General features: G+C 61.6%; 21 protein-coding genes and 2 rRNA genes (1 of these 23 only partly in view). 19 read left to right on the plus strand and 4 right to left on the minus strand.

Features of this window, described 5'->3' with window-relative positions; all coding sequences use genetic code 11:
* From GST84_03145 to GST84_03165, 5 genes are all read left to right on the plus strand, one after another.
* Positions 1-525, plus strand: a 23S ribosomal RNA gene (locus tag GST84_03145) (it extends 2392 nt beyond the left edge of the window).
* A gap of 114 nt (positions 526-639) precedes the next feature.
* Positions 640-755, plus strand: a 5S ribosomal RNA gene (rrf, locus tag GST84_03150).
* Between the two features lie 271 nt (positions 756-1026).
* Positions 1027-1686: a paraquat-inducible protein A gene (locus tag GST84_03155; protein XGB11411.1), complete on the plus strand. Its 660-nt coding sequence runs from the start codon at positions 1027-1029 to the stop codon at positions 1684-1686.
* Positions 1673-2296, plus strand: coding sequence for a paraquat-inducible protein A (locus GST84_03160; protein ID XGB11412.1), 624 nt, complete (start codon positions 1673-1675; stop codon positions 2294-2296). Before GST84_03155 ends, GST84_03160 begins: the two co-directional genes overlap by 14 nt.
* Complete coding sequence (locus tag GST84_03165) at positions 2289-4589, plus strand: MCE family protein (GenBank protein ID XGB11413.1); 2301 nt, start codon at positions 2289-2291, stop codon at positions 4587-4589. The genes GST84_03160 and GST84_03165 overlap by 8 nt, the downstream gene beginning before the upstream one ends.
* A gap of 160 nt (positions 4590-4749) precedes the next feature.
* On the opposite strand, the gene rpsT is transcribed toward GST84_03165, so the two are convergent.
* A complete protein-coding gene (gene rpsT / locus GST84_03170; GenBank protein XGB11414.1) occupies positions 4750-5028 on the minus strand; it encodes a 30S ribosomal protein S20 in 279 nt (92 codons plus the stop codon).
* A 250-nt stretch (positions 5029-5278) separates the two neighbouring features.
* Between rpsT and murJ the strand changes: the two genes are divergently transcribed.
* The 6 genes from murJ to ispH all read left to right on the plus strand — a co-directional run bounded on the left by murJ (position 5279) and on the right by ispH (position 12614).
* The gene (gene murJ / locus GST84_03175; protein XGB11415.1) at positions 5279-6817 is read left to right on the plus strand and encodes a murein biosynthesis integral membrane protein MurJ; all 1539 of its coding nucleotides are present in this window, start codon (positions 5279-5281) and stop codon (positions 6815-6817) included.
* A gap of 118 nt (positions 6818-6935) precedes the next feature.
* A complete protein-coding gene (gene ribF, locus GST84_03180; protein ID XGB11416.1) occupies positions 6936-7886 on the plus strand; it encodes a bifunctional riboflavin kinase/FAD synthetase in 951 nt (316 codons plus the stop codon).
* Positions 7883-10714 carry an isoleucine--tRNA ligase gene (ileS, locus tag GST84_03185; GenBank protein ID XGB11417.1) on the plus strand — a complete coding sequence of 944 codons (2832 nt, stop codon included), beginning with the start codon at positions 7883-7885 and terminating at the stop codon, positions 10712-10714. The genes ribF and ileS overlap by 4 nt, the downstream gene beginning before the upstream one ends.
* The gene (locus GST84_03190) at positions 10707-11222 is read left to right on the plus strand and encodes a lipoprotein signal peptidase (protein ID XGB11418.1); all 516 of its coding nucleotides are present in this window, start codon (positions 10707-10709) and stop codon (positions 11220-11222) included. The genes ileS and GST84_03190 overlap by 8 nt, the downstream gene beginning before the upstream one ends.
* Positions 11215-11652 carry an FKBP-type peptidyl-prolyl cis-trans isomerase gene (gene fkpB / locus GST84_03195; GenBank protein XGB11419.1) on the plus strand — a complete coding sequence of 146 codons (438 nt, stop codon included), beginning with the start codon at positions 11215-11217 and terminating at the stop codon, positions 11650-11652. The genes GST84_03190 and fkpB overlap by 8 nt, the downstream gene beginning before the upstream one ends.
* 14 nt (positions 11653-11666) lie before the next feature.
* Complete coding sequence (gene ispH, locus GST84_03200; protein XGB11420.1) at positions 11667-12614, plus strand: 4-hydroxy-3-methylbut-2-enyl diphosphate reductase; 948 nt, start codon at positions 11667-11669, stop codon at positions 12612-12614.
* Between the two features lie 76 nt (positions 12615-12690).
* On the opposite strand, the gene GST84_03205 is transcribed toward ispH, so the two are convergent.
* A complete protein-coding gene (locus GST84_03205) occupies positions 12691-13173 on the minus strand; it encodes a type IV pili biogenesis protein FimT (GenBank protein ID XGB11421.1) in 483 nt (160 codons plus the stop codon).
* A gap of 109 nt (positions 13174-13282) precedes the next feature.
* On the opposite strand from GST84_03205, the gene GST84_03210 reads away from it, so the two are divergent.
* Genes GST84_03210 through thiO form a run of 5 tightly spaced genes read left to right on the plus strand, consistent with a single transcriptional unit; the run spans position 13283 to position 16104 of the window.
* Positions 13283-13465, plus strand: coding sequence for a prepilin-type N-terminal cleavage/methylation domain-containing protein (locus GST84_03210; GenBank protein XGB11422.1), 183 nt, complete (start codon positions 13283-13285; stop codon positions 13463-13465).
* On the plus strand, positions 13462-14100 hold the full coding sequence (locus GST84_03215; GenBank protein XGB11423.1) for a pilus assembly protein PilW: 639 nt from the start codon (positions 13462-13464) through the stop codon (positions 14098-14100). Before GST84_03210 ends, GST84_03215 begins: the two co-directional genes overlap by 4 nt.
* Positions 14097-14561, plus strand: coding sequence for a hypothetical protein (locus GST84_03220; GenBank protein XGB11424.1), 465 nt, complete (start codon positions 14097-14099; stop codon positions 14559-14561). The genes GST84_03215 and GST84_03220 overlap by 4 nt, the downstream gene beginning before the upstream one ends.
* 1 nt (position 14562) lies before the next feature.
* A complete protein-coding gene (locus GST84_03225; GenBank protein XGB11425.1) occupies positions 14563-14952 on the plus strand; it encodes a prepilin-type N-terminal cleavage/methylation domain-containing protein in 390 nt (129 codons plus the stop codon).
* Between the two features lie 54 nt (positions 14953-15006).
* A complete protein-coding gene (gene thiO / locus GST84_03230; protein XGB11426.1) occupies positions 15007-16104 on the plus strand; it encodes a glycine oxidase ThiO in 1098 nt (365 codons plus the stop codon).
* Positions 16105-16163: 59 nt separating this feature from the next.
* Here the strand turns inward: thiO and GST84_03235 are convergent, their stop codons facing one another.
* Positions 16164-16394 (minus strand): hypothetical protein, encoded by a 231-nt coding sequence (locus GST84_03235; GenBank protein ID XGB11427.1) that lies wholly within the window; start codon positions 16392-16394, stop codon positions 16164-16166.
* A gap of 94 nt (positions 16395-16488) precedes the next feature.
* Positions 16489-17508, minus strand: a complete 1020-nt coding sequence (gene bamD / locus GST84_03240) for an outer membrane protein assembly factor BamD (GenBank protein ID XGB11428.1) — start codon at positions 17506-17508, stop codon at positions 16489-16491.
* Positions 17509-17655: 147 nt separating this feature from the next.
* Here bamD and rluD point away from each other — a divergent pair, with 147 nt between their 5' ends.
* The 3 genes from rluD to clpB all read left to right on the plus strand — a co-directional run bounded on the left by rluD (position 17656) and on the right by clpB (position 22169).
* Positions 17656-18618, plus strand: coding sequence for a 23S rRNA pseudouridine(1911/1915/1917) synthase RluD (gene rluD, locus GST84_03245; protein ID XGB11429.1), 963 nt, complete (start codon positions 17656-17658; stop codon positions 18616-18618).
* Entirely contained in the window at positions 18615-19355 is a 741-nt protein-coding gene (pgeF, locus tag GST84_03250; protein XGB11430.1) for a peptidoglycan editing factor PgeF, read from the plus strand. Before rluD ends, pgeF begins: the two co-directional genes overlap by 4 nt.
* 249 nt (positions 19356-19604) lie before the next feature.
* The gene (gene clpB / locus GST84_03255) at positions 19605-22169 is read left to right on the plus strand and encodes an ATP-dependent chaperone ClpB (protein ID XGB11431.1); all 2565 of its coding nucleotides are present in this window, start codon (positions 19605-19607) and stop codon (positions 22167-22169) included.
* Positions 22170-22304: the final 135 nt, after the last annotated feature.

Consider the following 22304-nt stretch of genomic DNA (forward strand, 5'->3'; position numbering starts at 1 on the left):
GTGGTTCTGTATGGAAGGGCCATCGCTCAACGGATAAAAGGTACTCCGGGGATAACAGGCTGATACCGCCCAAGAGTTCATATCGACGGCGGTGTTTGGCACCTCGATGTCGGCTCATCACATCCTGGGGCTGAAGCCGGTCCCAAGGGTATGGCTGTTCGCCATTTAAAGTGGTACGCGAGCTGGGTTTAGAACGTCGTGAGACAGTTCGGTCCCTATCTGCCGTGGACGTTTGAGATTTGAGAGGGGCTGCTCCTAGTACGAGAGGACCGGAGTGGACGAACCTCTGGTGTTCCGGTTGTCACGCCAGTGGCATTGCCGGGTAGCTATGTTCGGAAGAGATAACCGCTGAAAGCATCTAAGCGGGAAACTTGCCTCAAGATGAGATCTCACTGGGATCTTGAATCCCCTAAAGGGCCGTCGAAGACTACGACGTTGATAGGTTGGGTGTGTAAGCGCTGTGAGGCGTTGAGCTAACCAATACTAATTGCCCGTGAGGCTTGACCATATAACACCCAAGCAATTTGCTGACGCAGATTGTGGTGGTGAAGACGAAAGACCCGAAAATTCGTAAGACCACAAATATCGCATATCCGGATTCGCTGGGCTGTCCATCTGGACATTCTGGCTACAGAATTTCTTGACGACCATAGAGCATTGGAACCACCTGATCCCATCCCGAACTCAGTAGTGAAACGATGCATCGCCGATGGTAGTGTGGGGTTTCCCCATGTGAGAGTAGGTCATCGTCAAGATTCATTTCGCAAAACCCCTATCTGCGCATGCAGGTAGGGGTTTTGTCTTTGTGGGCAAAAAAGCCAGGGCTTGTTTGAATCACTGTGGGCATGCCGTGAAGCAGGCAACTCGGTGGAGGACACCGGCTTCGCCGGTGATCGCGGGTAAACCCGCTCCTACAGAGAATGGTGCAGCGGCAGGCAGGGGCGTATACCCTCCAGGCCAACGTCGCCTCCCACAATTCGAGCCAGAACACTAGAATAGCCCCACGCACCTATTCAGAAGCGCTATATGTCCAATTCTGTCGAACCTGAAACCCTGGCACAGTTGCCGTTGGACGAGCTTGTCGCCTGCCATGAATGCGACCTGCTGCTACGCAAGCCCGTGCTGCAGCATGATGAAAAAGCCCAATGCCCGCGCTGCGGCTACGAGCTCTATGCCCACCGGCACAATGTGGTCAATCGCAGCCTGGCCTTGGTGCTGGCGGCCCTTTTGCTGTTCGTGCCGGCCAATTTCCTGCCGATCATGCAGTTGCACCTGCTTGGTCAGACTTCAGACGATACGGTCTGGAGTGGCGTGCTAGGCCTGTACAACTCGGGAATGCGCGGTGTTGCCGTGGTGGTCTTGCTCTGTAGCATGGTCATTCCACTGGCGAAACTGCTCTGTCAGCTGGTCGTCCTGTTGAGCATCCGCCTGAACTTCGGGCGTGACTACGGCCTGGTCTTCTACCGTATCTATCACCACCTACGTGACTGGGGCATGCTCGAGGTCTATTTCATGGGGGTGCTGGTGGCCATCGTAAAGCTGGTGGATCTGGCCGAGCTGACCGTGGGCCTTGGGCTGTTCTGTTTCATCAGTCTGTTATTGATCCAGGTATGGCTCGAGGTGGTGATGTCGCCCCACCAGATCTGGAGTGCGTTATCGGGGGAGGACCTGCATGCGGGCGATTGACGCAGGCATTCTTGTCTGCAATGAGTGTCACGAACTGAACAGGCAAGAGGCTGACAGTACTTCGCAAACCTGCACACGCTGCGGCGCTATCGTGCATGCACGCCGGCCGAACAGTATCGTGCGTACCTGGGCGTTGCTGATTGCGGCGTCGATCCTCTACATCCCAGCCAACATATTGCCGATCATGACCGTGAGTACCCTCGGTCAGGGCAGCCCGGACACCATCATGTCCGGGGTCATCACCCTGCTCAAACACGGCATGGTGCCCATTGCGGCTGTAGTGTTCATTGCCAGTATCCTTGTCCCCACGTTCAAGCTGGTGGGCATCGGCTTGCTGTTGTATTCCGTTCAGCGGCGGCAACCGCTTTCAGCCCGGCAGCGGATACTGATGTACCGCTTCATCGAATTCATTGGGCGCTGGTCCATGCTGGATATCTTCGTCATTGCCATCTTGGTGGCAGTGGTGAATTTTGGCCGAATAGCCAGTGTCGAAGCCAACCTGGGCGCTGTCGCCTTCGCAACTGTGGTGATCCTGACAATGCTTGCCGCTTTAACTTTCGATCCCCGACTGATTTGGGATAACACGGAGTCGGATGACGACCATGAGTGACCTGCCAACGGCTAAAACCCGCCCAGCCTCGAACTGGTCGGCCATCTGGATCCTGCCTTTGATTGCGCTGATGATCGGTGGCTGGCTCGCGTGGCAGGCCTACCGCGACGCTGGCGTGGAAATTGAAGTCCGCTTCGAGTCGGGAGAGGGTATCGTCGCCAACAAGACCGAGGTCATCTACAAGGGCATGCCGGTTGGCAAGGTGAAAAGCCTGGTGCTCGACGCCAAGGGCGACACGCAGGGGGTGATCGCTACCATCGAGATGAACAAGGCCGCCGAGCCCCATCTGAACAAAGGCACGCGTTTCTGGCTGGTGAAGCCGAGCGTCAGCCTGGCCGGTATATCCGGCCTTGAAACACTGGTGTCGGGTAACTACATCGCTGTTAGCCCGGGGGAGGGGGAACGTACCAAACGCTTTGTGGCATTGAAGGTGGCACCACCGCTCTCGGACTCTGAGCCAGGCCTGCACCTGACCCTGAAGGCCGACAGGCTGGGCTCGCTCAACCGTGACAGCCCGGTGTTCTACAAGCAGATTCAGGTTGGCCGGGTGAAAAGCTACCGCCTGTCCGAGGACCAGAGCACAGTAGAGGTAAAAGTCTTCATCGAGCCGGCTTACGCCAGCCTGGTGCGCAAGCACACACGTTTCTGGAACGCCAGCGGTGTCAGCATCGATGCTTCGCTTTCGGGTGTGAAGGTGCGCAGTGAGTCGTTGTCGAGCATTGTGGCGGGTGGTATCGCTTTCGCCACGCCGGAGTACCGCAAGGACAGCCCGCCCACCGATCCGAGCCTGCCGTTCCGCCTGTACGAGGACTTCGATGCCGCCCAGGCGGGTATCCGGGTAAAAGTGAAGCTGAGCGATTATGAAGGCCTGCAGGCGGGTCGCACGCCGGTCATGTACAAGGGCATCCAGGTGGGCTCGCTGAAAGCCCTGAAGATGGAAGACAACCTGGCCAGCGCTTCGGCCGAGCTGACACTCGACCCACTGACCGAGGACTACCTGGTAGACGGGACCCAGTTCTGGGTAGTCAAGCCGTCGATTTCCCTGGCGGGAATCACTGGCCTGGAAGCGCTGGTCAAAGGTAACTACATCGCCATTCGTCCCGGTGAGAAGGGCGCACGGCCAGAGCGTGAGTTCGAGGCGCGTGCCAAGGCGCCGCCACTCGACCTCAAGGCGCCGGGCCTGCACATGGTGTTGTTCGCCGACACCTTGGGTTCGCTGGAAGTCGGCAGCCCGGTGATGTACCGCCAGGTGAAGGTGGGCAGCGTGCAGAGCTATCAGTTCGCTCGTAACAGTAATCGAATCCTGATCGGTGTGCATATCGAGAAGGAGTACGAGAAACTGGTCAATGGTTCGTCCCGCTTCTGGAATGTCAGTGGGATCACCCTGACCGGCGGCCTGTCGGGTATCAAGATCAAGAGTGAATCGCTGCAAACACTGATGGCCGGCGGTATTGCCTTCGATACGCCACGACCCGATGTACCGCTGAAGCGGCACATTCCACGCTTCCGTCTGCATGACAGTCAGGAAGCGGTAAACCGTGCGGGTACGTTGATCACCATCCGTGTAGAGCGTGCCGATGGCTTGAAACCGGGCACGGCCATCCGCTTCCGCGGCCTGGATGTGGGCAGTATCGAGAGCGTTGACCTCACCGATGACCTGCAGGCGGTACTGCTGCGGGCGCGTATTACCGAAGCGGCGGATCGTATTGCACGTGCCGGTACGCAGTTCTGGGTGGTCAAACCGGCGCTGGGCCTGGTGCGCACTGAAAACCTCGATACCCTGATTGGTGGGCAGTACCTGGAGGTGCAGCCAGCAGCCAAGGACCGTGGGCCACAGCGCGATTTCATCGCTTTGGCCGATGCCCCACAGGTCGCAGGGCCAGAGGTCGGCCTGCCATTGACGCTCAGTGCGCCACGCCGCGGCTCGATCAAGCCGGGCGTGCCGGTTACCTATCGTGAGGTCAAGGTGGGCAAGGTGACAGGCTTCGAGCTGGGCCAGAACGCTGATCGCGTGCTGATTCATATCCTCATCGAGCCGCGCTATGCCGCCTTGGTGCGCAGTGGTAGCCGCTTCTGGAACAGCAGTGGTTTCGGTTTCGACTGGGGGCTGTTCAAGGGCGCTACAGTGCGTACCGAGTCGGTGGAAACCCTGATTGATGGCGGTATCGCCTTCGCAACGCCAGATGGCGAGCAGATGGGTAACCCGGCACGGCCGCGGCAGACCTTTGCCTTGTTCGACAAGGCCGAGGATGAATGGCTGCAATGGGCGCCGAAGATTCAGATAGCCAAGTGATGCAAGGGTAGGGCCGCCTGGCGCGGCCCCTGCTTTGTGGCGCTGCCCAAAGCATATCGGTCATCATGTGCAGGTTGCAGCAACGCGCATCGGTGACGGTGTATAAATCGCAGGCAACAAAAAACCGACCCTAGGGTCGGTTTTTCGACTAGCGCGTCGCTTAGGCAGCTGCAGCTTCTTTCAGCGCCTTGATGTGGCCATTCAGACGGCCTTTGTGACGAGCAGCCTTGTTCTTGTGGATGATACCCTTGTCGGCCATACGGTCGATTACAGGTACAGCCAGAACGTAAGCGGCTTGCGCTTTTTCGGCGTCTTTTGCGTCGATGGCTTTAACTACATTCTTGATGTAGGTGCGGACCATGGAACGCAGGCTGGCGTTGTGGCTGCGACGCTTCTCAGCCTGTTTTGCACGTTTCTTGGCGGAAGGTGTGTTGGCCACCGTCGAGCTCCTCGAAAGACTTTAGGTAAATAGCAAACAAAATAGGCCGCGAATCATGCCGATCAGTCGAGCGGATGTCAAGGCCACCTGCAAGGTTCCGCCGAGCGGTGCGCCAACAAGCGGGAAAGATTCCTTTCTGCTGCGCGACCTGTACACTCGGGAATTTTTGGCTCCCCTGCGAAGGCGCGGGAGTATCGCACATTCGGACGCTGTCTGGCAGCGTCCTCTGTCATTGGCGTGAATCTTTTCGATGAACCTGCTCAAATCCCTGGCTGCAGTAAGCTCGATCACCATGATTTCGCGGGTGCTTGGCTTTGTACGCGACACCATCCTGGCCCGTATTTTTGGTGCTGGTGTCGCTACCGACGCCTTCTTCATCGCGTTCAAGCTGCCCAACCTGTTGCGGCGCATTTTTGCCGAGGGTGCATTCTCCCAGGCCTTCGTGCCGATTCTGGCCGAGTACAAGACCCAGCAAGGCGAGGAGGCGACACGCACTTTCATCGCCTATATCAGTGGCCTTCTGACCCTGGTGCTGGCCCTGGTGACCGCCATCGGCATCCTCGCTGCACCCTGGGTGGTGTGGGCGACGGCCCCAGGTTTTGTCGACAGCACCGAAAAATACGAGCTGACCACCGCCCTGTTGCGGGTGACGTTTCCTTATATATTCCTGATCTCGCTGTCTTCCCTGGCCGGCGCGATCCTCAATACCTGGAACCGCTTTTCGGTGCCGGCCTTCACGCCCACCCTGCTGAACGTGGCGATGATCGCCTTCGCCGTGTTGCTGACACCGTATTTCAACCCGCCAATCATGGCGTTGGCCTGGGGCGTGCTGGCGGGTGGCCTGGCGCAGTTGCTGTACCAGCTGCCAGCGCTGAAGAAGATCGGCATGCTCGTGCTGCCGCGTCTGAACCTCAAGGACGCGGGTGTGTGGCGGGTACTGAAACAGATGCTGCCGGCGATCCTGGGGGTGTCGGTGAGCCAGATCTCGCTGATCATCAACACCATTTTTGCTTCCTTCCTGGTCGCCGGCTCGGTGTCGTGGATGTACTACGCCGACCGCCTTATGGAGCTGCCTTCGGGCGTGCTGGGCGTGGCCCTGGGCACCATCCTGCTGCCGACCCTGGCCAAGACCTACGCCAACAAGGACCGCGAGGAGTACTCGCGGATTCTCGACTGGGGCCTGCGCCTGTGCTTCCTGCTGGTGCTGCCATGCACCCTGGCTTTGGCCATTCTTGCCGAGCCGCTGACCGTCGCGCTGTTCCAATATGGCAAGTTCAGCGCGTTTGATGCGGCCATGACCCAGCGGGCGCTGATCGCCTATTCCGTGGGCTTGCTGGCAATCATTCTGGTCAAGGTACTGGCACCGGGCTTCTACGCGCAGCAGAATATCCGCACGCCGGTGAAGATTGCAGTCTTCACCCTGGTCTGCACCCAGCTGTTCAACCTTGCCCTGGTCGGCCCGCTTGCACATGCCGGCCTGGCATTGGCGATCAGCCTCGGTGCCTGCCTGAATGCCGGCCTGCTGTTCTGGAAACTGCGCAGTCAGCGGTTGTTCGAGCCTCAGCCTGGCTGGGCAGTGTTCCTGCTCAAGCTTGTGTTGGCGGTGGCGCTGATGTCGGCAGTACTGCTGGCGGGCATGCACTATATGCCGGCCTGGGAACAGGGCATCATGCTTGAGCGCTTCCTGCGGCTTGGGGCGCTGATCCTGGCGGGCGTCGTGACGTATTTTGGCTGCCTGTACCTGTGCGGCTTCCGGCCCCGGCATTTCGCTCGCAAAGCCTTGCACTGAGGCTTTTGGCGGGTCAGGCGTCGGTTTTTCGCATTCCACGCCGCCCTTGGGCGCTGCTGCCTGTCACCAGCGCCCGGGTGTGGTTATAATCGGCCACTTTATGAGCAAGAAGCGCGTTATGCAGCTGGTTCGAGGTCTTCACAACCTGCGCCCCGAGCACCGGGGCTGTGTCGCCACCATTGGCAACTTCGACGGGGTTCACCGTGGCCACCAGGCAATCCTGGCGCGCCTGCGCGAGCGTGGTCAGGCCTTGGGCCTGCCGACCTGCGTGGTGATCTTCGAACCGCAACCACGCGAGTACTTCGCACCTGATACCGCGCCGGCGCGCCTGGCTCGGCTGCGTGACAAGATTGAGCTGTTGGCGACCGAAGGCATCGACCGGGTGCTGTGCCTGGCCTTCAATCAGCGACTGAGCAAGCTCAGTGCCGATGCCTTCGTCAAGGCCATCCTGGTCGACGGCCTGGGCGTGCGTCACCTCGAAGTGGGCGATGACTTCCGCTTTGGCTGCGACCGCGCTGGCGACTTTGCTTTCCTGGTCGAGGCCGGCAAGGCGTACGGCTTCACCGTCGAGGCCGCCAACACGGTAATCCAGGACGGCCTGCGGGTCAGCAGCACCGAAGTGCGCAAGGCCTTGTCCGAGGGCAACTTCGAGCTGGCCGAACACCTGCTGGGCCGCCCGTACCGCATTACAGGCCGCGTGCTGCACGGCCAGAAGCTGGCCCGCCAGCTCGGCACACCTACCGCCAACATTCAGCTCAAGCGCCGCCGCGTGCCGCTGTCCGGGGTATACCTGGCCAGCATCGTGATCGACGGCAAGGCTTGGCCGGGTGTCGGCAATATCGGCGTGCGCCCCACCGTTGCCGGTGATGGGCGCCCGCACCTGGAGATTCATCTTCTGGACTTTGCCGGCGACCTTTACGGCCGGCGCCTGACGGTGGAGTTCCACCACAAGCTGCGTGAAGAGCAGCGATTCGCCTCCCTGGAGGCGCTGAAGTCGGCGATCGATGCGGATATCGCCGCCGCACGTGCACATTGGCACGCTCAACCGCTAACGAAGAGCCTGAAATGACCGACTACAAAGCCACGCTTAACCTTCCGGACACCGCCTTCCCCATGAAGGCCGGCCTGCCTCAGCGCGAACCGCAGATCCTGCAGCGCTGGGACAGCATTGGCCTGTACCAGAAGCTGCGCGAAATTGGCAAGGATCGTCCCAAGTTCGTCCTGCACGACGGCCCGCCCTATGCCAACGGCAAGATTCACATCGGTCATGCGCTGAACAAGATCCTCAAGGACATGATCGTCCGCTCCAAGACCCTGGCCGGCTTCGATGCGCCGTACGTGCCAGGCTGGGACTGCCACGGCCTGCCGATCGAGCACAAGGTGGAGGTTACCCACGGCAAGCACCTTTCCGCCGACCGTACCCGCGAGCTGTGCCGCGAGTACGCTGCCGAGCAGATTGAAGGGCAGAAGACCGAGTTCATTCGCCTGGGCGTGCTGGGTGACTGGGACAACCCATACAAGACCATGAACTTTGCCAACGAGGCCGGTGAAATCCGCGCCTTGGCCGAGATGGTCAAGCAAGGCTTCGTGTTCAAGGGCCTGAAGCCGGTGAACTGGTGTTTTGACTGCGGTTCGGCGCTGGCTGAAGCGGAAGTCGAGTACGCCGACAAGAAGTCGCAGACCATCGACGTGGCCTTCCCGGTTGCCGATGAGGCCAAGCTGGCCGCCGCCTTCGGCCTGGCCTCTCTGGCCAAGCCGGCCGCCATCGTGATCTGGACCACCACCCCGTGGACCATCCCGGCCAACCAGGCCCTGAATATCCACCCGGAATTCAAGTACGCCCTGGTCGACACCGGCGAGCGCCTGCTGGTGCTGGCTGAAGAGCTGGTCGAGTCGTGCCTGAAGCGTTACAACCTGGAAGGCTCGGTCCTTGCCACCGCCCAAGGTTCTGCGCTGGAACTGATCAACTTCCGCCATCCGTTCTACGATCGCATGTCGCCAATCTACCTGGCCGACTACGTCGAACTGGGCGCCGGTACCGGCGTGGTGCACTCCTCGCCAGCCTACGGTGAGGACGACTTCGTCACCTGCAAGCGCTACGGCATGGTCAACGACGACATCCTCACCCCGGTGCAGAGCAACGGCGTGTATGTCGAGTCGCTGCCATTCTTCGGCGGCCAGTTCATCTGGAAGGCCAACCCGGCCATCGTCGAGAAGCTGAGCGAAGTCGGTGCGCTGATGCACACCGAGACCATCAGCCACAGCTACATGCACTGCTGGCGCCACAAGACCCCGCTGATCTACCGCGCCACCGCGCAGTGGTTCGTGGGCATGGACAAGCAGCCGACCACCGGCGAGCCGCTGCGTGAGCGTGCGCTGAAAGCCATTGAAGACACCAAGTTCGTTCCGGCCTGGGGCCAGGCGCGCCTGCACGCGATGATCGCCAACCGCCCGGACTGGTGCATCTCGCGTCAGCGCAACTGGGGTGTGCCGATCCCGTTCTTCCTGCACAAGCAGACCGGCGAGCTGCATCCGCGCACTGTCGAGCTGATGGAAGAAGTGGCCAAGCGTGTCGAGCAGCAGGGCATCGAGGCCTGGTTCAAGCTGGACGCCGCCGAACTGCTGGGCGCTGAAGCCGAGCAGTACGACAAGATCGCCGACACCCTCGACGTGTGGTTCGACTCGGGCACCACCCACTGGCACGTGTTGCGTGGCTCGCACGACATTGGCCACGCCACCGGCCCGCGCGCTGACCTGTACCTTGAAGGTTCCGACCAACACCGCGGCTGGTTCCACTCGTCCTTGCTGACCGGTTGCGCCATCGACAACCACGCGCCGTACCGCGAGCTGCTGACCCACGGCTTCACCGTGGACGAGAACGGCCGCAAGATGTCCAAGTCGCTGGGCAACACCATCGAGCCGGAGAAGGTCAACAACACCCTGGGTGCCGATATCCTGCGCCTGTGGGTTTCGGCCACCGACTATTCCGGTGAAATGGCGGTTTCCGAGCAGATCCTGCAGCGCAGTGCCGACGCCTACCGGCGTATCCGCAATACCGCCCGCTTCCTGCTGTCCAACCTGTCCGGTTTCGACCCGGCCCGCGACCTGCTGGCCTCGGAAGACATGCTGGCGCTGGACCGCTGGGCCGTTGACCGTACGCTGCTGCTGCAACGCGAGCTGGAAGAGCACTACAGCGAGTACCGTTTCTGGAACGTCTACTCCAAAGTGCACAACTTCTGCGTACAGGAACTGGGCGGCTTCTACCTCGACATCATCAAGGACCGCCAGTACACCACCGGCGCCAACAGTGTCGCCCGCCGTTCCTGCCAGACTGCGCTGTATCACATCAGCGAAGCGCTGGTGCGCTGGATCGCGCCGATCCTGGCATTCACCGCCGACGAAATCTGGCAGTACCTGCCGGGCGAGCGCAACGAGTCGGTGATGCTCAACGGCTGGTACGAAGGCCTGAGCGAGCTGCCGGAAGGTACCGAGCTGGGCCGCGCTTACTGGGACCGTGTGATGGCGGTGAAGGCATCGGTGAACAAAGAGCTGGAAAACCAGCGTACCGCCAAGGTCATTGGTGGCAACCTGCAGGCTGAAGTTACCCTGTATGCCGACGAAGGCCTGAGTGCCGACCTGGGCAAGCTGGGCGACGAGCTGCGCTTCGTGCTGATCACCTCGGCCGCCAGCGTGGTGCCGTTTGCACAGGCGCCTGCCGAAGCCGTCGCCACCGAAGTCGAAGGCCTCAAGCTGAAAGTGGTCAAGTCCGGCCACGCCAAGTGCGGCCGTTGCTGGCACTTCCGCGCCGATGTCGGCAGCCACCCGGAGCACCCGGAAATCTGCAGCCGTTGTGTCGACAACCTGAGCGGCCAGGGTGAGGTGCGCCACTATGCCTAACCCTGCAGCGGGGCGCTTCGGGCGCCTTGCATGGCTGTGGCTGAGCTTGCTGGTCCTGGTCGTCGACCAGGCCACCAAGCTGTACTTCAACAACGCCCTGACCATGTACCAGCAGATCGTGGTCATTCCTGACTACTTCAGCTGGACCCTGGCCTACAACACCGGTGCCGCGTTCAGCTTCCTGGCCGATGGTGCAGGTTGGCAGCGCTGGTTGTTCGCCTTGATCGCCGTGGTGGTCAGCGCGGTGCTGGTGGTGTGGCTCAAGCGCCTGGGGCGCAACGAGACCTGGCTGGCCGTGGCGCTGGCGCTGGTGCTGGGTGGGGCGATTGGCAACCTGTACGACCGTATCGTGCTGGGCCATGTGGTCGATTTCATCCTGGTGCACTGGCAGAACCGCCATTACTTCCCGGCCTTCAACGTGGCCGACAGCGCCATCACCGTTGGTGCGGTGATGCTGGCGCTGGATATGTTCAAGAGCAAGAAGTCCGAGGATCCGGTCCATGACTGACACCCGTATCGGCCAGAACACCGAAGTCACCCTGCACTTCGCGCTGCACCTGGAAAACGGCGACACCGTCGACAGCACATTCGATAAAGCCCCAGCCACCTTCAAAGTGGGTGATGGCAACCTGCTGCCGGGCTTTGAAAACGCCCTGTTCGGCTTCAAGGCCGGCGACAAGCGAACCGTGGCAGTGGCCCCGGAGAACGCCTTCGGCCAGCCTAACCCGCAGAACGTGCAGGTCATGCCGAGGTCCAACTTCGAAGGCATGGAGTTGTCCGAAGGGCTGCTGATCATCTTCAACGACGCCGCCAACACCGAGTTGCCGGGGGTGGTCAAAGCGTTCGATGACGACCAGGTCACCATCGACTTCAATCACCCACTGGCTGGCAAGACCCTGACCTTCGAGGTGGAGATCCTCGAGGTGAAGGCCCTGTAAGCCTGGAGCCGAGCATGCAAATCAAACTCGCCAACCCTCGCGGCTTTTGCGCCGGGGTCGACCGGGCGATCGAGATCGTCAACCGCGCGCTGGAAGTCTTCGGCCCGCCGATCTATGTGCGCCACGAAGTGGTGCACAACAAGTTCGTGGTGGAAGACTTGCGTAACCGCGGCGCCATCTTTGTCGAAGAGCTGGACCAGGTACCGGACGATGTCATCGTCATCTTCAGTGCCCACGGTGTTTCCCAGGCCGTGCGCCAGGAAGCGGCTGGCCGTGGCCTGAAAGTGTTCGATGCCACCTGCCCGCTGGTGACCAAGGTTCACATCGAAGTGGCCAAGTACAGCCGCGATGGTCGTGAGTGCATTCTCATCGGCCACGAAGGGCACCCCGAAGTCGAAGGCACCATGGGCCAGTACGATGCCTGCAACGGCGGCGCCATCTACCTTGTCGAAGACGAGGAAGATGTTGCCAACCTGCAGGTGCGCGACCCGGACCACCTGGCTTTCGTCACCCAGACAACACTGTCGATGGACGACACCAGCCGCGTCATCGATGCTCTGCGTGCACGCTTCCCGAACATCGGCGGCCCGCGCAAGGACGACATCTGCTACGCCACCCAGAACCGCCAGGATGCCGTCAAGCAATTGGCTGGCGAGAGCGACGTGGTGCTGGTGGTCGGCAGCCCGAACAGTTCCAATTCCAACCGTTTGCGCGAGCTGGCTGAGCGCATGGGCACCCCGGCCTACCTGATCGACGGTGCCGAGGACCTGCAACGCGGCTGGTTTGAGCAAACCGCGCGGATCGGCATCACCGCCGGTGCTTCGGCACCCGAAGTGCTGGTGCGCGGCGTGATCGAACAGCTCAAGGCCTGGGGCGCCACTGGCGCTGAAGAGCTGGACGGGCGTGAAGAGAACATCACCTTTTCAATGCCCAAAGAGCTGCGTGTTCGCTCGCTGATCTAAGGGGCTGCATCGCCGCCAATGCAGGGGCTGCTTTGCAGCCCTTTCGCGACACAAGACCGCTCCTGCAATGACCGCCCTAGCAGCGGCCAGTGCTCAGGTCCTCTGTAACCAACCTGACTCTGCCGCTTGATGCCAGCGCCACTTGATATCGGCTGCGAGCAGAGGAGCGTTCGCACATTTCCAGTGTTGCACCCAGCCAGCCGTTGCCCGACGTCATTGGCACGCCCAGCGCACTGAATTTGAACTGCTCACCACGATTGCTGACTATTTTCAGGGGCTTTGCCAGCCGCTGCTCACGCAGCACCTGCCGGTTATGCTCCAGCACTACCCGCCAACCATTCCCCCAATTACCGTCCAGCGCCAGCACCAGCACCGGCTGGCCCTGCAACAGCGCATGGCTGCGTGCACTACGCAACGCTTGGGCCAGATCACGCGCTGCTGCTGCCCTGTGAAGGTCATCGCTCATTCTGGCGTAGGCCGGTATGCCGAACTGCGTCAGCAACACCGCCACGGCCAAGGCCGACAACATTTGTATCAGTGTTACGCCGCGTTGCTTCACCGTGCATTCCTCCCTGGACGTGCTTGGCTATAGCTTCCTGGCGGTTGGACAAGAGATCCAGTCGCCCAAGTTGAAAGCAATGACGGGAAAAGTCGCAGGAGGTGCAGGGATGCACGCAAGGCAAGGGGGCATGACGCTTCTGGAAGTGTTGTTGGCGGTTGTGGTCGTGGCCGTGGGTCTGTTCGCAACGGCTGCGATGCAATTGCAGGCATTGCAGGCTGTGGACAGCGCGCGCCGTGACGGCCAGGCGGCGATGGCGCTGCACAGCGAACATGAGCGCAGGCGGCGATGAGGCGCTGTCAGGCAGGGCTTGGCTTGCTTGAGATGGTGGTGGCGCTGGCGATCGGATTGATGCTGCTGGCGGCGGCCAGCCAGCTTTTTGTCTCCGCGCACCAGACTTGGCGCCTGCAAAGTACGGCAGTGCGCATGCAGGATTCTGCGCGGCTTGCATTGCTGCGCATGGCGCAGGATATCCGCATGGCCGGGATGTTCGGTTGCCTGCGTCTGAGCCCAGGCGACTTTCTGGTCCCCGGCGCGGAGCAGGCCTTTGCCCGGCCCTTGGCGAGTGGCCCGTCAAGTTTGAGCCTGGTTGTCGCTGAGTTACCAGGGTATGCCGGCGACCCCGACTGGACCTTGCTGACAAACTGTATCAACACGGTGGAGGTACACAAGGAGCGCGCGCAAGGTAGCGACACGCTTATGGCTGTGCCTGTCAGCCGGCATCGCTATGTTCACGTTGGAAGTACGCTTTACTTCGAGCGGCGCGGCCGTAATCAGCCCTTGGTCGATCACGTGCGCGAACTGCGTGTAGTGCAGGTGGCTGGAGAGCGGATCGATCTTCAGCTGACATTGTATGAGCCGACCTTGCAGCTTGAGCAGCACCATGCGCTGAGCGTCGCAATTCGCAACCCGGTCCCCGCTTCATGACTCGCCAGCGTGGCGTGGTTCTTCTACTGGCCTTGATCCTGAGCGTCCTGCTGGGCCTGCTTGCCACATCTGCCCTGCGTGACGCGTTGGTGGAAACACGGATGACCGGCTACCTGAGCGATGGCCTGCTGGCGCTGGAAGAGGCAGAAGCCACTTTGCTGGCCGGGGTACGCGAACTTGAACGGGCGCCCCCTGACGCTTGTAACGCGTGCCTGCCGCCGCCCAAGCCGCACGATCTGGTTGGGCAGTGGCAAGGTACCCAGACCGGTTTTTTCCAAGTGCAGAACCTGGGTGTCAGCAAATGTGCCGCGCACATGCCCGAAGGGCAGCCGGTTAGTCTGTTCCGGGTTACCGCTGTCAGTAAGCAAAGCCGCTCGCGACATGTGCTGGAAGCGATCTACGCCGTGGCTGGCAATCAAACCCAACGCATCACCTGGCGACAAAGATTGCGAGGAGACTGACATGCAGCAAGGCTTGAGCCTGATCGAGTTGTTGATTGTGCTGGCCGTGACCGGCATTCTGGCAGCCATTGCCTACCCCAGTTACAGCGACCAGCTTCGGCGAGCCGCGCGCAGCGAAGTGGTTGGCCTGCTGCATGATGCCGCCCTGCGCCTGGAGCGCCACCGCGTGCGCACTGGCCAATACGCCGAGGGCGACCTGGTCTTGCCCGAAGGTACCCGCTACTACAGCCTTCAGGCCCAGCGCGACAGTGACACCTTCACGCTGCGCGCCCGGCGGCTACCGCATGGGCTGATGGCGCAGGATGGCTGTGGCGATTTCCAGCTCGACCAGGCTGGCATGCAGCGCAATCCGGGTGCCGTTGAGCACAGCACGCACTGCTGGGGAAGCTGAAGGTTCAATGATGCCCGGTGCATCGCGGTTTTACTTCAGGTGTTGGATCGACAGATGAGCAAGCAAGTAGTGGTGGTCGGCGGCGGGGTGATCGGCCTGCTGACGGCATTCAACCTGGCAGCCAAGGTCGGCCAGGTGGTGGTGTGCGATCAGGGTGAGGTTGGCCGAGAGTCGTCCTGGGCTGGCGGAGGCATTGTCTCGCCGTTGTACCCGTGGCGCTACAGCGCCGCAGTGACCGCTCTGGCGCACTGGTCGCAGGACTTTTATCCACAGCTGGGCGAGCGTCTGTTCGCCAGCACCGGTGTCGACCCCGAAGTTCACACCACCGGGCTGTACTGGCTCGACCTGGACGACGAGGCCGAAGCGTTGGCCTGGGCCGCGCGCGAGCAGCGGCCGCTGAGTGCCGTGGATATTTCGGCGGCCTACGATGCGGTCCCGGTGCTGGGCCCGGGCTTCAAGCACGCCATCTACATGGCTGGCGTGGCCAATGTGCGCAACCCGCGCTTGGTCAAGTCGCTGAAGGCGGCGTTGCTGGCGCTGCCGAACGTGACCTTGCGCGAACATTGCCAGATCACCGGCTTCGAGCAAGAAAAGGGGCGCGTGACCGGTGTGCAGACTGCCGATGGCGTACTGGCGGCGGATGAGGTTGTGCTCAGCGCAGGCGCCTGGAGTGGCGACCTGTTGCGTACCCTTGGCCTTGAGCTGCCGGTTGAGCCCGTGAAGGGCCAGATGATCCTGTTCAAGTGCGCTGAAGATTTCCTGCCGAGCATGGTGCTGGCCAAGGGGCGCTATGCGATTCCGCGACGTGACGGGCACATTCTGGTGGGGAGCACGCTGGAACACGCCGGGTATGACAAGACCCCGACCGGGGATGCGCTGGAAAGCCTGAAGGCATCGGCGGTGGAGTTGTTGCCTGAGCTTGAAGGCGCCACAGTGGTGGCGCACTGGGCGGGACTACGGCCGGGGTCGCCAGAAGGCATCCCTTACATTGGGCCTGTGCCAGGGCATGAAGGGTTGTGGCTGAACTGCGGGCATTATCGCAATGGGCTGGTGCTGGCGCCGGCTTCGTGCCAGCTGTTTACCGATTTGCTGACTGGTGCCGAGCCGATCATCGACCCGGCACCCTATGCGCCAGAAGGGCGTTTGGGCTGAGAGCATCTTCCCGCTCCCACGGTGGGAGCGGGTTCTGTGTGCATCCGCGGGTTTTGCGCTCAACCCTTGTGGCCAGGGCCCTGCTGCAGGTGTGCCTGGCTGCAGTACCACTCATTACCCTGCTGCAGCGCCCGGTCGTTGGGCAGGTGCACGCCGCAATGGGCGCAGCGCACCATCTTCAGCGGCGCATCCAGCTTCGCCTCGGGGTGCGACTGCTGGCTGACTTTGAACTTGCGCCACAGCCAGAACGCGGCGGCGATCAGGGCGATCCAGAAAAGTAGGCGAACCATGGTGTCCAGCTTGTCGATTGAAGAAGCCGACAGTCTAGGACGCGGCCAATAAAAAAGGGAGGCCCAAGGCCTCCCTTTCATTCACCGCCGAAGGTCAGTCGAACAGACCAAAGGTCATGTAGCTGAACCAGGAACGGTCTTTCTCGGCTTCTTTCGGGCCTTCCGGCACGATCGGGTCGCCGTTCTCGTCTTTAGGCAGCAGCTCCCGCGGCATCTCGTCGCGCGCGTCCTGGAACTGCTTGACCACGTCCTGATTGGCGCGGGTTTCGCCTGGCGGCAGCGGGGTATCGGTTTCGATCAGGCCCAAGGTGGCCTTGGACAGCCAGCCGCGGCCGTCAGACTCGGTCTGCTTGGGCTGGAACTCGCCATCGACCAGGCTCGGGTGGTCCGGGTAGTTGAGCTTGAGGGTTTCCAGGCTCGTGGCGGCCAGTTCGTCCAGGTGCAGCTTCTGGTACGACTCGACCATCACTGCCAGGCCGTCACCGACGGACGGGGTTTCCTGGAAGTTTTCGACCACGTAGCGGCCACGGTTGGCAGCAGCTACATAAGCCTGGCGGCCCAGATAGTAGTCGGCCACGTGAATTTCGTACGAAGCCAGCAGGTTGCGCAGGTAGATCATGCGCTGCTTGGCGTCTGGTGCGTAGCGGCTGTTGGGGAAACGGCTGGTCAGCTGGGCGAACTCGTTATACGAGTCGCGGGCGGCGCCCGGGTCACGCTTGGTCATGTCCAGCGGCAGGAAGCGCGCCAGCAGGCCGCGGTCCTGGTCGAACGAGGTCAGGCCTTTGAGGTAGTAGGCGTAATCGACGTTCGGGTGCTGCGGGTGCAGGCGGATAAAGCGCTCGGCGGCCGACTTGGCGGCCTCGGGCTCGGAGTTTTTGTAGTTGGCGTAGATCAGCTCGAGCTGCGCCTGATCGGCATAGCGGCCGAACGGGTAGCGCGACTCCAGGGCCTTGAGCTTGTTCACGGCGCTGGTGTAGCTGGAATTGTCCAGATCAGCCTGGGCCTGCTGGTACAGTTCGGCCTCGCTGAGGTTCTCGTCAATGACCTCTTTATTAGAGGAACAGGCCGCGGTAAGTCCGAGGATGGCGATCAGCAGCAGGTGTTTCACTTGCATGGCGGCTTGCGTCCCTTTGACGGCCGCTGTCTTGGGCGGTGCCGTCCTGTTATGATGAGCGCCCCGGCTAACCCCGGGACAAAAGAAGCCGTATTTAACCACAAGCTCGCAGCCGAAACCAAAGGCTGTGCGCCCGCCGAATCGAGCATGTCCGAGATCATTCAACTTAGCGCAGAGGTACCGTCCGAACTGGGCGGCCAACGCCTCGACCAGGTCGCCGCCCAATTGTTCGCCGAGTACTCGCGTTCGCGGCTAACTTCGTGGATCAAAGAGGGCCGCCTGACGGTCGATGGTGCAGTCGTGCGCCCTCGAGACCTTGTTCATGGTGGTTCTCTGCTTGCCCTGGAGGCCGAGCAAGAGGCCCAGGGTGAGTGGATCGCAGAAGATATCGAACTGGATATCGTCTACGAAGACGACCACATCCTGGTGATCAACAAGCCTGCCGGGCTGGTTGTGCACCCGGCGGCAGGGCATGCCAGCGGCACCTTGCTCAACGCGCTGCTGCACCATGTGCCAGACATCGTCAACGTGCCGCGCGCCGGTATCGTGCACCGCCTGGACAAGGACACCACCGGCCTGATGGTGGTGGCCAAGACCCTGCAGGCGCAGACCAAGCTGGTCGAGCAGATGCAGGCCCGCAAGGTCAGCCGCATCTACGAGTGCATCGTGATCGGCGTGGTGACTGCCGGTGGCAAGATCGACGCGCCCATCGGCCGCCACGGCGGCATGCGCCAGCGCATGGCTGTAACCGACGGCGGCAAGCCGGCGGTCAGCCACTACCGTGTACTCAAGCGCTTCCGCTCGCACACCCATGTGCGGGTCAAGCTGGAAACCGGCCGTACCCACCAGATTCGCGTGCACATGGCCCATGTGGGTTTCCCGCTGGTAGGCGACCAGACGTACGGCGGGCGCTTCCGTATTCCGCCCGCTGCCAGCCCGACCATGGTCGAAGCGGTCAAGACCTTCCCGCGCCAGGCGCTGCACGCGCGTTTCCTTGCCTTGGCCCACCCGATTACCGGTGAAGTCATGAAGTGGGAATCGCCACTGCCGGATGACTTCGTCTGGTTGCTGTCGCTGCTGAACCAGGACCGCGAGAGTTTCATCGGATGAGTGGCCTGACACAGGCGTTGCTGTTCCCCGACTGGCCGGCCCCGGCCTCGGTGCGCGCCTGTGTCACCACCCGTCAGGGCGGCGTCAGCCTGCCGCCCTATGAAACCTTCAACCTCGGCGACCATGTTGGGGATGACCCTGCCGCGGTCGCCGAGAACCGCCGCCGCCTGAGCGAACAGTTCGCCATCCAACCGGCCTGGCTCAAGCAGGTACATGGCCTGGTGGTGGCGGATGCCGACCCGGCTGTGGTCGCCGAGGCCGATGCCAGCTGGACCCGCCAGCCTGGCATTGCCTGCACCGTGATGACCGCCGATTGCCTGCCTGCGCTGTTCTGCGACCGCGCCGGCACCCGCGTGGCGGCGGCGCATGCTGGTTGGCGCGGGCTGGCGGGTGGCGTGCTGGAAGCCACGCTGGACCGGCTGGCGCTGCCGCCAGAAGAGGTGCTGGTGTGGTTGGGGCCTGCCATCGGCCCGCAAGCGTTCGAAGTGGGGCTGGAAGTGCGTGATGCCTTTACCGCCGTGCACCCGCAAGCAGCTCGGGCATTCGTTGATGGCGAACGGCCAGGCAAGCTGTTGGCGGATATCTATGAGCTGGCGCGTATTCGCCTGGCTGCCCGTGGAGTGACTGCTGTTTATGGCGGTGGCTTGTGCACGGTCAGTGATGCGCGGTTCTTCTCCTATCGCCGTACCCCGCAGGGTGGGCGCTTCGCATCGTTGGTCTGGCTGGACCCGCGCTAGCCTGTACCGGCCTCTTCGCGGGCACGCCCGCTCCCACAGAGATTCCGCAAACGTTGAAACCGGTGGTGTACCTGTGGGGGCGAGCACGCCCGCGAATGGCCCCCATTAATCCAACAGGTTGACTTCGGTCAACCCCGCTAAGCTTGAATCTTCCAGAATCAGCCTTATCTATAAAGTCATCTCAGGCAGGTTTCTTTATAAACAGGCGCTGTCCATCGCTCCGACCTGCCCTTTAAAGGAAGGTACACCATGCGAATAGACCGTTTAACCAGCAAGCTGCAACTTGCAATATCCGATGCCCAGTCTTTGGCCGTTGGCATGGACCACCCTGCCATCGAGCCCGTGCACCTGTTACAGGCGCTGCTCGAACAGCAGGGCGGCTCCATCAAACCGCTGCTGATGCAGGTAGGCTTCGACATCAATAGCCTGCGCCAGGGGCTGGTGAAAGAGCTCGACCAACTGCCGAAAATACAGAACCCTACCGGCGACGTGAACATGTCGCAGGACTTGGCGCGCCTGCTTAACCAGGCAGACCGCCTGGCACAGCAGAAGGGCGACCAGTTCATCTCCAGCGAGCTGGTGCTGTTGGCCGCCATGGACGAAAACAGCAAGCTCGGCAAGCTGCTGCTGAGCCAGGGCGTGAGCAAGAAAGCGCTGGAAAATGCCATCAACAACCTGCGTGGCGGCGCGGCAGTGAATGACGCCAACGCTGAGGAATCGCGCCAGGCGCTGGACAAGTACACCGTCGACCTGACCAAGCGTGCCGAAGAGGGCAAGCTGGACCCGGTCATTGGCCGTGACGATGAAATCCGCCGTACCGTGCAGGTGCTGCAACGCCGTACCAAGAACAACCCGGTGCTGATCGGTGAGCCTGGCGTGGGTAAAACCGCCATTGCCGAAGGCCTGGCCCAGCGCATCATCAATGGTGAAGTGCCTGACGGCCTCAAAGGCAAGCGCCTGCTGGCGCTGGACATGGGCGCGCTGATTGCCGGTGCCAAGTACCGCGGTGAGTTCGAAGAGCGCTTGAAAAGCCTGCTGAACGAGCTTTCCAAGCAAGAAGGCCAGATCATCCTGTTCATCGACGAACTGCACACCATGGTCGGCGCCGGCAAGGGCGAGGGCGCCATGGACGCCGGCAACATGCTCAAACCGGCCCTGGCCCGCGGCGAGCTGCATTGCGTTGGCGCCACCACGCTGAACGAGTACCGCCAGTTCATCGAGAAGGACGCCGCCCTGGAGCGCCGCTTCCAGAAGGTGCTGGTCGAGGAGCCGAGCGAGGAAGACACCATCGCCATCCTGCGTGGCCTGAAAGAGCGCTATGAAGTGCACCACAAGGTGGCCATCACCGACGGTGCAATCATCGCTGCGGCCAAGCTCAGCCACCGCTACATCACCGACCGCCAACTGCCGGACAAGGCCATTGACCTGATCGACGAAGCGGCCAGCCGCATCCGCATGGAGATTGACTCCAAACCGGAAGTGCTCGACCGCCTTGATCGCCGCCTGATCCAGCTGAAGGTGGAGTCGCAGGCGCTGAAGAAAGAGGAAGACGAAGCGGCGAAAAAGCGCCTGGAGAAGCTGACCGAGGAAATCGAGCGGCTTGAGCGTGAGTATTCCGACCTGGAAGAAATCTGGGCTTCGGAGAAAGCTGAAGTGCAGGGCTCGGCGCAGATCCAGCAAAAGATCGAGCAGTCTCGCCAGGAACTGGAAGCCGCCCGTCGCAAAGGCGACCTGAACCGCATGGCCGAACTGCAGTACGGGGTGATCCCGGACCTGGAGCGCAGCCTGCAGATGGTCGACCAGCACGGCAAGTCCGACAACCAGTTGCTGCGCAACAAGGTCACCGAGGAAGAAATTGCCGAAGTGGTGTCGAAGTGGACCGGCATTCCTGTGGCCAAGATGCTCGAAGGCGAGCGCGAGAAGCTGCTGAAGATGGAAGAGTTGCTGCACCAGCGCGTGATTGGCCAGAGCGAGGCGGTAACCGCCGTAGCCAACGCCGTACGCCGCTCACGTGCCGGGCTGTCTGACCCGAACCGGCCGAGTGGTTCGTTCCTGTTCCTCGGCCCGACCGGTGTGGGCAAGACCGAACTGTGCAAGGCGCTGGCCGAGTTCCTGTTCGACACCGAAGAGGCGATGGTGCGCATCGACATGTCCGAATTCATGGAGAAGCACTCCGTAGCGCGCCTGATCGGTGCACCGCCAGGCTATGTCGGGTATGAAGAGGGCGGTTACCTGACCGAGGCCGTGCGGCGCAAGCCTTACTCGGTGGTGCTGCTGGACGAGGTGGAAAAAGCCCACCCGGATGTGTTCAACGTGCTGCTGCAGGTGCTGGAAGACGGCCGCTTGACTGACAGCCACGGGCGCACCGTGGACTTCCGCAACACCGTGATCGTGATGACCTCCAACCTGGGCTCTGCGCAGATTCAGGAACTGGTGGGTGACCGCGAGGCACAGCGTGCGGCAGTGATGGATGCGGTGGGGGCACACTTCCGTCCGGAGTTCATCAACCGCATCGACGAAGTGGTGGTGTTCGAGCCTTTGGGCCGCGAGCAGATTGCCGGTATTACCGAAATCCAGCTCGGCCGCCTGCGCAGCCGCCTGCTGGAGCGCGAACTGTCGCTGAGCCTGAGCCCAGAGGCGTTGGACAAGCTGATTGCCGTGGGTTACGACCCGGTATACGGCGCACGGCCGCTGAAGCGGGCGATCCAGCGCTGGATCGAGAACCCGCTGGCGCAGCTGATTCTGGCCGGCAAGTTCCTGCCCGGTACGGCGATCACCGCCAAGGTGGAAGGCGACGAAATCGTCTTCGGCTGATTGTGTTGCACCATGAGCCCCGCGTTTGCGGGGCTTTTTTTGCCTGTTACAAATGCCGGTCCAGCCCAGCTATTTCGGGCCTTTGCGCCAATCCGGGGTAACCGCCTGAAATTTTTGAAATTTTTGCTTGCATCA

The organism is Pseudomonas putida, assembly GCA_041879295.1.
GTDB lineage: Bacteria > Pseudomonadota > Gammaproteobacteria > Pseudomonadales > Pseudomonadaceae > Aquipseudomonas > Aquipseudomonas putida_Y.

Excerpts from the sequence above, each read along its gene's own strand:
- GST84_03155 (XGB11411.1), top strand. The coding sequence starts at position 1,027 with ATGTCCAATTCTGTCGAACCTGAAACCCTGGCACAGTTGCCGTTGGAC.
- GST84_03160 (XGB11412.1), top strand. The coding sequence starts at position 1,673 with ATGCGGGCGATTGACGCAGGCATTCTTGTCTGCAATGAGTGTCACGAA.
- GST84_03165 (XGB11413.1), top strand. The coding sequence starts at position 2,289 with ATGAGTGACCTGCCAACGGCTAAAACCCGCCCAGCCTCGAACTGGTCG.
- murJ (XGB11415.1), top strand. The coding sequence starts at position 5,279 with ATGAACCTGCTCAAATCCCTGGCTGCAGTAAGCTCGATCACCATGATT.
- ribF (XGB11416.1), top strand. The coding sequence starts at position 6,936 with ATGCAGCTGGTTCGAGGTCTTCACAACCTGCGCCCCGAGCACCGGGGC.
- ileS (XGB11417.1), top strand. The coding sequence starts at position 7,883 with ATGACCGACTACAAAGCCACGCTTAACCTTCCGGACACCGCCTTCCCC.
- GST84_03190 (XGB11418.1), top strand. The coding sequence starts at position 10,707 with ATGCCTAACCCTGCAGCGGGGCGCTTCGGGCGCCTTGCATGGCTGTGG.
- fkpB (XGB11419.1), top strand. The coding sequence starts at position 11,215 with ATGACTGACACCCGTATCGGCCAGAACACCGAAGTCACCCTGCACTTC.
- ispH (XGB11420.1), top strand. The coding sequence starts at position 11,667 with ATGCAAATCAAACTCGCCAACCCTCGCGGCTTTTGCGCCGGGGTCGAC.
- GST84_03210 (XGB11422.1), top strand. The coding sequence starts at position 13,283 with ATGCACGCAAGGCAAGGGGGCATGACGCTTCTGGAAGTGTTGTTGGCG.
- GST84_03215 (XGB11423.1), top strand. The coding sequence starts at position 13,462 with ATGAGGCGCTGTCAGGCAGGGCTTGGCTTGCTTGAGATGGTGGTGGCG.
- GST84_03220 (XGB11424.1), top strand. The coding sequence starts at position 14,097 with ATGACTCGCCAGCGTGGCGTGGTTCTTCTACTGGCCTTGATCCTGAGC.
- GST84_03225 (XGB11425.1), top strand. The coding sequence starts at position 14,563 with ATGCAGCAAGGCTTGAGCCTGATCGAGTTGTTGATTGTGCTGGCCGTG.
- thiO (XGB11426.1), top strand. The coding sequence starts at position 15,007 with ATGAGCAAGCAAGTAGTGGTGGTCGGCGGCGGGGTGATCGGCCTGCTG.
- GST84_03235 (XGB11427.1), bottom strand. The coding sequence starts at position 16,394 with ATGGTTCGCCTACTTTTCTGGATCGCCCTGATCGCCGCCGCGTTCTGG.
- bamD (XGB11428.1), bottom strand. The coding sequence starts at position 17,508 with ATGCAAGTGAAACACCTGCTGCTGATCGCCATCCTCGGACTTACCGCG.
- rluD (XGB11429.1), top strand. The coding sequence starts at position 17,656 with ATGTCCGAGATCATTCAACTTAGCGCAGAGGTACCGTCCGAACTGGGC.
- pgeF (XGB11430.1), top strand. The coding sequence starts at position 18,615 with ATGAGTGGCCTGACACAGGCGTTGCTGTTCCCCGACTGGCCGGCCCCG.
- clpB (XGB11431.1), top strand. The coding sequence starts at position 19,605 with ATGCGAATAGACCGTTTAACCAGCAAGCTGCAACTTGCAATATCCGAT.